This is a genomic window from Methylobacterium sp. WL6 (genome assembly GCF_008040095.1).
In the GTDB taxonomy this organism is placed as follows: Bacteria; Pseudomonadota; Alphaproteobacteria; order Rhizobiales; family Beijerinckiaceae; genus Methylobacterium.
Genome location: NZ_VRVH01000200.1, coordinates 1 through 8,505, shown reverse-complemented (window position 1 = coordinate 8,505; position 8,505 = coordinate 1). Strand labels below are relative to the sequence as shown.

Below are 8,505 nucleotides of genomic sequence, written 5' to 3'. Positions count from 1 at the left end.
GTGCCACCTCCGGCGCGAGCCGGCGCGCCTGGGCGTCGATCGCCTCGGCCGGGCGCGTCAGGAGGCGCAGCGTCGGCAGGCGCTCGGCCAAGCGCTCGGGATGCAGGTAGAGCCGCAGCGTCGCCTCGAGCGCGGCGTAGGTCATCTTGTCGACCCGCAACGCGCGCTTCAGCGGGCTCTTGCGAACCTTCCGCAGCAGGTCGGCGCGCCCGGCGACGATCCCGCACTGGACCCCGCCGAGGAGCTTGTCGCCGCTGAAGGTGACGAGGTCGGCATGGGCGAGGGCGGCCCGCACGGTCGGCTCCGGCGGCAGGCCATGCGCGGCCAGATCGATCAGGCTGCCGCTGCCGAGGTCGAGCGCCAGCGGCACGCCGCGCTCGCGGCAGAGCGCGCCGAGCGCCTCCTCGCGGGGCTGCGCCGTGAACCCGCGGATCTCGTAGTTGCTGGGATGGACCCGCATCACCAGGCCGGTGCGCGGGCCGAGCGCCTCGTCGAAGTCGCGCAGGTGGGTCCGGTTCGTGGTGCCGACCTCGCGCAGGCGACACCCGGCCCGCGCCATCACGTCGGGCACGCGGAACGAGCCGCCGATCTCCACGAGCTCGCCGCGGGAGACCACCACCTCCTTGCGCATCGCGAGCGCGTTCAGGACGAGGAAGACGGCCGCCGCGTTGTTGTTGACGACGATCGCCGCCTCCGCCCCGGTCAGCCGACAGATCAGCGCCTCGACATGGTCGTCGCGCTCGCCGCGCTCGCCCGTGGCGAGGTCGAACTCGAGGTTGCTCGCGCCCGTCATCACCGCCGATACCGCGGCGGCCGCCTCGGGCGGCAGCAGGGCGCGGCCGAGATTGGTGTGCAGAACGGTGCCGGTGAGGTTGAAGACCGGCCGCAAGGACGGGCTCGCCTGCCGGGCCAGAGCATGGCCGACGCGGGCGAGGATCTCGGCCGCCTCCGGCACGCCATCCCCGCCGGCCCGGATCGCGGCGAGATTGTCGCGGATCGCGTCCCGGAGAGCGGTTCGGCCGAACCTCTCCACCAGCGCGACGGAGGCTTCGTCACCGAGAAGCCGCTCGACGGAGGGAGGTCGCGCGCCCTGTGCCTGTTCGCGAGGACGGGGAGCGGACGCACGTGAAGCCATGAACGAGTGATAGCAGGTCGGACCGCTCCATCCAGTCCCGCAAAGCCGCACGCGCGCCGTCGGCCCTCCGCCCGCGACCCGCTCTTGGCAACGCCCGCGAACGCGGGCAGGAAGTCGGACGATGGACGCGTATCACCAGCTGCTCACCCGCATCCTCGACGAGGGCTGCGCCAAGGAAGACCGCACCGGCACCGGCACCCTCTCGGTGTTCGGCCACCAGATGCGGTTCGATCTCGGCCGGGGCTTTCCCCTGGTCACCACCAAGCAGCTGCACCTGCGCTCGATCATCCACGAGCTGCTGTGGTTCCTCACCGGCGACACCAATGTCGGCGCGCTGCGCGCCAACGGCGTGACGATCTGGGACGAGTGGGCCGACGCGCAGGGCGATCTCGGCCCGGTCTACGGCAAGCAGTGGCGTTCCTGGGAGAAGCCCGGCGGCGGCACCGTCGACCAGATCGCCTGGGTCGTCGACGAGATCCGCCGCAATCCCGATTCGCGCCGTCTCATCGTCTCGGCCTGGAACCCGGCCGACCTCAACCGGATGGCGCTGGCGCCGTGCCACTGCCTGTTCCAGTTCTACGTCGCCGACGGTCGGCTCTCGTGCCAGCTCTACCAGCGCTCGGCCGACGTCTTCCTCGGGGTGCCGTTCAACATCGCGAGCTACGCCCTGCTGACCGCGATGATCGCGCAGGTCACCGGGCTGCGCCCCGGCGATTTCGTCCACAGCTTCGGTGACGCGCATCTCTACCGGAATCACCTCGACCAGGCGCGCCTCCAGCTCACGCGCACGCCGCGGCCGCTGCCGACGCTGCGCCTCAACCCGGAGGTCCGCGACCTGTTCGCCTTCCGCTACGAGGACATCGCGATCGAGGGCTACGAGCCCCATCCCGCCATCCGCGCGCCGGTGGCCGTCTGATGCCGTCCCCGACGCACGGGGCCGTTATGCGGCCGGCCAAGATCACCTTGGTGGTGGCCTTGGCCGAGAACGGCGTGATCGGCCGGGACAACGGGCTCGCGTGGCACCTGCGCGGCGACCTGAAACGGTTCAAGGCGGTGACCATGGGCAAGCCGATGCTGATGGGGCGCAAGACCTACGCCTCGATCGGCCGCCCCCTGCCGGGTCGCCGCACGCTGGTCATGACCCGCGATCCCGCCTTCGCGGCCGACGGGATCGAGACGGTTCACGATTGGTCGCAGGCGCTGGCGGCCGCTGCGGCCGAGGAGTTGATGGTGGTCGGCGGTGCCGAGATCTACCGGCTCGCGCTCCCCCATGCCGACGCCCTCAGGCTGACCGAGGTCGCGGCGAGCCCAGACGGCGATACGCGCTTCCCCGCCTTCGACCGGACCCTGTTTCGCGAGACTTTCCGCGAGGCGCATCCGGCCGGTCCGCACGACGAGCACGCCTACACGTTCGTGGACCTCGAACGCATCCCGTGAAAACCACGATTTCCCTCGGATGTGGAGGGGCGTCCGGTCGCGGTTGCCAAAGGCGGCGCCGATGCCCACCTGCTTGCCTTGACAGCAGGCGACGGTCCCTCGCAGGTGCGTAGGCCTCCGCTCGTTCCGGTGGCTGCCTCATCCGGGCAGGTTTGGACACGGTCGCGGGCCGTTCGGGCGGTTCGAACCGTTGGCGCGCGGGCAATCCCGCAGCAGGCAGGAGAAGACGGCTAGCATGCCTTGGAGCAATCAGAGCGGCGGCAGTGGCGGCGGGGGAGGTCCCTGGGGTCGTGGCGGCGGCGGCAATGGCGGCGGCCCCTGGGGCAGCGGCGGTGGCGGTGGCGGCAAGACACCGCCCAATCTCGAGGATCTTCTGCGCCGCGGCCAGGACCGCCTGCGCGGCGTGATGCCGGGCGGCTCGCTCGGCGGCGGCAAGAGCTTCGTTGTGATCGGCGCCTTGGCGGTGGGCCTCTGGCTCGCGACCGGCTTCTACACCGTCGCCCCCAACCAGGTCGGCATCGAGACGATCTTCGGGCGCTACGTCGGCTCCAAGGGCGAGGGTCTGCGCTACAACTTCCCCTATCCGGTCGGCGGCGTGATCAAGCCGAACGTCGGCCAGGTGAACTCGATCCAGGTCGGCTTCCGCTCCGGCGGCGGAACCCAGGCGCGCTCGCGCGACATGCCGGACGAGAGCCTGATGCTGACGGGCGACGAGAACATCGTCGACCTCGACTTCGAGGTGCAGTGGCGCGTGAACCCGCTCAAGGCCTCGGACTACGTGTTCAATCTCCAGAACCCGGAAGGCACGATCAAGGCGATCGCCGAGAGCGCGATGCGCGAGGTGGTCGGCCGCCGCAACATCCAGGCGATCCTGACGAACGAGCAGTCGAGCGTCGCGCAGGAGGTCAAGGAGATCACCCAGAACGCGCTCGACGAGTACGGCGCCGGCGTGCGCATCGAGGTGGTGCAGCTCGTTAGCGTCAACCCGCCGCCGGAAGTCCGGCCCGCCTTCATCGACGTGAACGCGGCCCAGCAGGACGCCGACACGGCGCAGAACGAGGCCAAGACCTATGCCAGCCGCGAGGTCCCGCAGGCCCGCGGCCGTGCCTCGCAGATCGTCCAGGCGGCGGAAGCTTACAAGACCAAGGCGACCGCCGACGCGACGGGCCAGGCCGCGCGCTTCGACGAGGTCTACGCCTCCTACAAGACCGCCCCGGCGATCAGCCGCGAGCGGATTTTCCTGGAGACGATGGAGAAGGTGCTCGGCTCCGTGAACAAGGTGATCATCGATCAGGGCGTCGCTGGCTCCGGCGCGACCGGTGCCGCGGGCGTCGTGCCGGTGCTGCCGCTGGCCGAGTTCGGGTCCCGCACCCCCGCCCCGGCGCAGACCAATGGAGCGGCCCGATGAACGCACAGGCCATCCGCACGGGCTCGGCGGTCGTCGCCGCCGCCCTCGCACTCGCCTTCTATGCCTCGGTCTTCACCGTCGGGCAGATGCAGCAGGCGCTGGTGCTTCAGTTCGGCCGCGTCCGCGCCGTCCTGAACCAGACCGGCGAGGACAAGCCCGGGCTCTACTTCAAGCTGCCTTTCGTCGAGAACGTGGTGCTCTTCGACAAGCGCGTCCTCGACCTCGACCTGCCGGTGCAGACGCTCCTGACCGCCGACCGGCAGAACCTCGAGGTCGACGCCTTTGCCCGCTACCGGATCGTCGATCCGCTGCGGTTCTACCAGTCGGTGAACAACGTCGCGCTGGCCAACCAGCGCCTCGCGAGCTTCACCAACTCGTCCCTGCGCAACGTCCTGGCGCGCTCGACACGCGACGCCATCGTCAAGACCGAGCGCACCCGCCTGATGAACCAGATCCAGGAGGACGTGAACCGGGAGGCCAAGGCGCTCGGCGTGCAGATCGTCGACCTGCGGATGACCCGCGTCGACCTGCCCGCCCAGAACAGCGTCGCGGTCTATCGCCGGATGAAGACGGAGCGCGAGCGCGAGGCCGCCGACATCCGCGCCAACGGCGACCAGATCGCCGCGACGATCAAGGCGAAGGCCGACCGGGACGTGACCGTGATTCTCGCCGACGCGACCCAGACGGCGGAGAAGCTGCGCGGTCAGGGCGACGCTGACAAGAACCGCATCCTCGCGGAGGCCTTCGGGAAGGATGCGGGCTTCTTCAGCTTCTATCGCTCGATGCAGGCCTACGAGACTGGGCTGAAGGGGAACGAGACCCGGCTGGTGATGAGCCCGAACTCGGACTTCTTCCGCTACTTCAGCGATCCGCAGGGCAAGGCGGCGCAGGGCGGGGCGCCGCGCGGGTCCGACCCGGCAGCGACGACCGGCTCGACCGGCCCGGCACGCTGACCATGACGCAGGCGGCCCGCCCTTGAACGGGGCGGGCCGCCGCCGATCTTAAGGCGGCCATCGAACCGCCAGCCGCCGATCGGCGGCACCCGACAGCACCGGAAACGCGTTCTTGAAGAGGTCGATCATGCACCCCGCCGCGAGCGCGCCCGCGCATTCCCTCGCCCGGTTCCGCCGCTCCGCGCGGTCCGTCGCCGCCGCGATCCTGATCGCATCCTCGTCCGTTGCGATGCCGGCCTATGCCAAGGGCCCGGATTCGCTCGCCGACCTCGCGGAGAAGGTCGACGACGCAGTGGTCAACATCTCGGCGTCGACCACCGTCGAAGCGCGCCCCGGCAACCGCGCCGGCCCGCAGCTGCCGCCCGGGACCCCGTTCGAGGATCTGTTCGAGGAATTCTTCAACAAGCGTGGCGGGCGCGGCGGCCCGGAGCAGCGCGGCGAGAGCGACAACCCGCGCCAGCAGCGCAAGTCGAGCTCGCTCGGCTCCGGCTTCATCATCGACGCGTCCGGGATCGTGGTGACGAACAACCACGTCATCGGCGACGCCAACGACATCCAGGTGATCCTGCATGACGGCACGAAGCTGAAGGCCGAGATCATCGGCAAGGATTCCAAGATCGACCTCGCCGTGCTGCGCGTGAAGCCGACGGCTGAGCGCCCGCTGAAGGCGGTGCCGTTCGGCGATTCGGACAAGATGCGCGCCGGCGACTGGGTCATCGCGATCGGCAACCCGTTCGGCCTCGGCGGCTCGGTGTCGGCCGGCATCGTCTCGGCGCGCGGCCGCAACATCGAGTCCGGTCCCTACGACAACTACCTGCAGACCGATGCGGCCATCAACAAGGGCAATTCGGGCGGCCCGCTGTTCAACATGGACGGCGAGGTGATCGGCATCAACACGGCGATCCTGTCGCCGACCGGTGGCTCCGTCGGCATCGGCTTCGCGGTTCCGTCGAGCTCGGCCAAGCCGGTGATCGACCAGCTCCGCGAGTTCGGCGAGGTCCGTCGCGGCTGGCTCGGCGTGCGCATCCAGAACGTGGACGACGCCACCGCCGAAGCGCTCGGGCTGAAGGGGGGCGCCAAGGGCGCGCTGATCGCCGGCGTCGACGAGAAGGGGCCGGCCAAGACCTCGGGTCTCGAGGTCGGCGACGTGATCGTCAAGTTCAACGGCACGGCGGTGAAGGCCTCGAGCGACCTGCCGCGCATCGTCGCCTCGACCCCGGTCGGGCAGAAGGTCGACGTCGTCGTCGTCCGGAAGGGCGAGGAGAGCACCAAGGCCGTGACGCTCGGCCGTCTCGAGGACAGCGACAAGCCGCAGCTCGCCAACCTCCGCCAGCCCGAGGCCGAGAGCGCCACGCGTCAGGCGCTCGGCCTCAACCTCTCGGGCCTCACCGACGAGCTTCGCCGGAAGTACAGCATCAAGGACGGCGTGAAGGGCGTGGTCGTCACCCGCGTCGACCCGAACTCGACCGCGGCCGACAAGCGCATCCAGCCGGGCGAAGTCATCGTCGAGGTCGGGCAGGAGGCGGTCAACACGCCGGCCGACGTGACCAAGCGCGTCGAGGCTCTTCGCAAGGATTCCCGCAAGTCGGTGCTTCTGCTGGTCGCCAGCGCGACCGGCGACGTCCGGTTCGTGGCGATCGGCCTGGACTGACCTTTTCGCCAAGATAACGGCACGAACCGACGCCGCCGCCCGATCCGGGCGGCGGCGTTCTCTTTGGTGGCGGACGAAAGCCGGCGGATACCTTGCCTGCAAGGACCGAACCCGTCACCCTTGGCATCCTGCGGATGCCCGCGCGCGAGCCGGCCGGTCCCGTGAACGTCATCGCCTTCGATACGTTGAAGTTCGCGCGCAAGCTGCGCGAGAACGCTCACCTCACGCCGGAGCAGGCGGAGGGGATGGCGGACGCCATGTCCGAGGTGTTCGCCAGCGGCATTCCGACCAAGACCGACGTCGCGGATGTCCGGCACGACATCGAAGCGTTCCGCGTGACGACGCAGGCCGACATCGTCGCGGTCCGACATGACATCGATGCGCTGCGCCTCTCGACGAAGGCGGACATCGCTACGGCGAAGTCCGACATCATCAAGTGGATGTTCGGGATGATCGGGTTCCAGACGGTCGCGATCCTCGGCGCGGTCGTCGCGCTCGTCCGCAGCCTGCACTGACGGCGGTCAGGCGACGAACTCGCTCGCCATGTAGCCCTGCAGGTAGAGCAGCGCGCTCAGGTCGCCGTGCTCGATCCGGGCGCGCGCCGCGGCGGCCACAGCCGGCTTCGCGCGAAACGCCACGCCGAGGCCCGCCTCGCCGAGCATGTCGAGGTCGTTGGCCCCGTCGCCGACCGCCATCGTCTCCGCTACGTCCAGTCCGAGGCCATCGCGGAGCGCGATCAGCGTCGCGCGCTTCTCGGCACGCCCGACGATGGGGTCGTCCACCAGGCCGGTCAGGCGCCCGTCCGAGAGCCCGAGCCGGTTGGCGTGATGCTCGTCGAAGCCGAGCGCTTCGGCGATCGGCCCGGTGAACAGCGTGAAGCCGCCCGACACCAGGCAGGTGCATGCGCCGTGCGCCTTCATCGTATGCACGAGCGTGCGACCGCCCGGCGTCAGGGTCAGCCGGTCGCGGATCAGCGCGTCGACGACGCCGGCCGACACGTCGCGAAGCAGGGCGACGCGCTGGCGCAGAGCGGGCTCGAAGGCGATCTCGCCGCGCATCGCGCGCTCGGTGATCGCCGAGACCTGCTGCTTCAGGCCGATCGTGTCGGCGAGCTCGTCGATGCATTCCTGCTCGATCATGGTCGAGTCCATATCGGCGAGGAACAGGCGCCTGCGCCGGTGGGCGTCCGCCGGCAGCACCGCGACGTCGATCGGCTCGCCCGCGAGCGCCGTCCGCAACCGCGCGGTGAAGGCCGGCGCGGCGACCGCAGCCCCCGGCACCAGCAACTCGGCGGCGACCTCGCCGTGCAGGATGCGCGGCTGATGCTCGGTCGCGAGAACCAGGCGCGCCTCGGCCAGCACCGCATCGGTGATGGCGGGGCGGGCCTCGTTTGCTATCAGGGTCGCGACAAGGGTCATCGGAGCCGACGATTTCGTGTTGCCGCTTTCAAGTGCGTCGTCGCAGGGGCGGCCGGAGGCGATCCTCATTGCAGGGCCGACCGCGTCGGGCAAGTCGGCGCTTGCGACGGCGCTGGCGCTCCGTCACGGCGGGATCGTCGTCAACACCGACTCGATGCAGGTCTACGCCGACCTGCGCATCCTCTCGGCGCGACCGGAGCTGGCGGAGGAGGCAAGCGTCGCGCATCGCCTCTATGGGCATGTCGACGGGGCGGTGAACTACTCTGCCGGGCATTTCGCGCGGGACGCCGCGTCGCTGCTGGCCGGTCTCGACGGGCGACTGCCCGTCTTCGTCGGCGGAACCGGGCTGTACTTCCGCAGCCTGGAGGAGGGCCTGTCCGACCTCCCGCCGGTGCCGGAGGCCGTGCGCGCCGCGATCCGCTCCGAGAGCGAGGGCCGCCCGACCGAGGCGCTGCACGCCGATCTCGCCGAACGCGACCCCGCCGGCGCCGCCCTGTTGCGGC

Annotated in this window: 9 protein-coding genes; 7 read left to right on the top strand and 2 right to left on the bottom strand. The window is 70.2% G+C overall.

Annotated features, from left to right (window positions below):
- A partial coding sequence (selA, locus tag FV230_RS20435; protein ID WP_147843692.1) for an L-seryl-tRNA(Sec) selenium transferase occupies positions 1-1,135 on the bottom strand: 1,135 nt, incomplete at its 3' end.
- Between the two features lie 121 nt (positions 1,136-1,256).
- On the opposite strand from selA, the gene FV230_RS20430 reads away from it, so the two are divergent.
- The 6 genes from FV230_RS20430 to FV230_RS20405 all read left to right on the top strand — a co-directional run bounded on the left by FV230_RS20430 (position 1,257) and on the right by FV230_RS20405 (position 7,099).
- The gene (locus tag FV230_RS20430; protein WP_147843691.1) at positions 1,257-2,051 is read left to right on the top strand and encodes a thymidylate synthase; all 795 of its coding nucleotides are present in this window, start codon (positions 1,257-1,259) and stop codon (positions 2,049-2,051) included.
- Positions 2,052-2,077: 26 nt separating this feature from the next.
- Complete coding sequence (locus FV230_RS20425) at positions 2,078-2,572, top strand: dihydrofolate reductase (RefSeq protein ID WP_147843694.1); 495 nt, start codon at positions 2,078-2,080, stop codon at positions 2,570-2,572.
- 235 nt (positions 2,573-2,807) lie between these two features.
- Positions 2,808-3,980: an FtsH protease activity modulator HflK gene (gene hflK, locus FV230_RS20420; protein ID WP_147728693.1), complete on the top strand. Its 1,173-nt coding sequence runs from the start codon at positions 2,808-2,810 to the stop codon at positions 3,978-3,980.
- On the top strand, positions 3,977-4,933 hold the full coding sequence (locus tag FV230_RS20415; protein WP_147843690.1) for a protease modulator HflC: 957 nt from the start codon (positions 3,977-3,979) through the stop codon (positions 4,931-4,933). The genes hflK and FV230_RS20415 overlap by 4 nt, the downstream gene beginning before the upstream one ends.
- 127 nt (positions 4,934-5,060) lie before the next feature.
- Positions 5,061-6,584 (top strand): Do family serine endopeptidase, encoded by a 1,524-nt coding sequence (locus FV230_RS20410; RefSeq protein WP_147843689.1) that lies wholly within the window; start codon positions 5,061-5,063, stop codon positions 6,582-6,584.
- Positions 6,585-6,676: 92 nt separating this feature from the next.
- Positions 6,677-7,099, top strand: coding sequence for a DUF1640 domain-containing protein (locus tag FV230_RS20405; RefSeq protein WP_348642155.1), 423 nt, complete (start codon positions 6,677-6,679; stop codon positions 7,097-7,099).
- A gap of 6 nt (positions 7,100-7,105) precedes the next feature.
- On the opposite strand, the gene serB is transcribed toward FV230_RS20405, so the two are convergent.
- Entirely contained in the window at positions 7,106-8,002 is an 897-nt protein-coding gene (gene serB, locus FV230_RS20400; protein ID WP_147843688.1) for a phosphoserine phosphatase SerB, read from the bottom strand.
- A 19-nt stretch (positions 8,003-8,021) separates the two neighbouring features.
- Between serB and FV230_RS20395 the strand changes: the two genes are divergently transcribed.
- On the top strand, positions 8,022-8,505 hold a 484-nt coding region (locus tag FV230_RS20395), incomplete at its 3' end, for an isopentenyl transferase family protein (RefSeq protein ID WP_246694939.1).

Bases quoted from the DNA above. Each gene is read 5' to 3' on its own strand.
- FV230_RS20410 (WP_147843689.1), top strand. From the start codon at position 5,061: ATGCACCCCGCCGCGAGCGCGCCCGCGCATTCCCTCGCCCGGTTCCGC.
- serB (WP_147843688.1), bottom strand. From the start codon at position 8,002: ATGACCCTTGTCGCGACCCTGATAGCAAACGAGGCCCGCCCCGCCATC.
- FV230_RS20415 (WP_147843690.1), top strand. From the start codon at position 3,977: ATGAACGCACAGGCCATCCGCACGGGCTCGGCGGTCGTCGCCGCCGCC.
- FV230_RS20430 (WP_147843691.1), top strand. From the start codon at position 1,257: ATGGACGCGTATCACCAGCTGCTCACCCGCATCCTCGACGAGGGCTGC.
- FV230_RS20425 (WP_147843694.1), top strand. From the start codon at position 2,078: ATGCGGCCGGCCAAGATCACCTTGGTGGTGGCCTTGGCCGAGAACGGC.
- hflK (WP_147728693.1), top strand. From the start codon at position 2,808: ATGCCTTGGAGCAATCAGAGCGGCGGCAGTGGCGGCGGGGGAGGTCCC.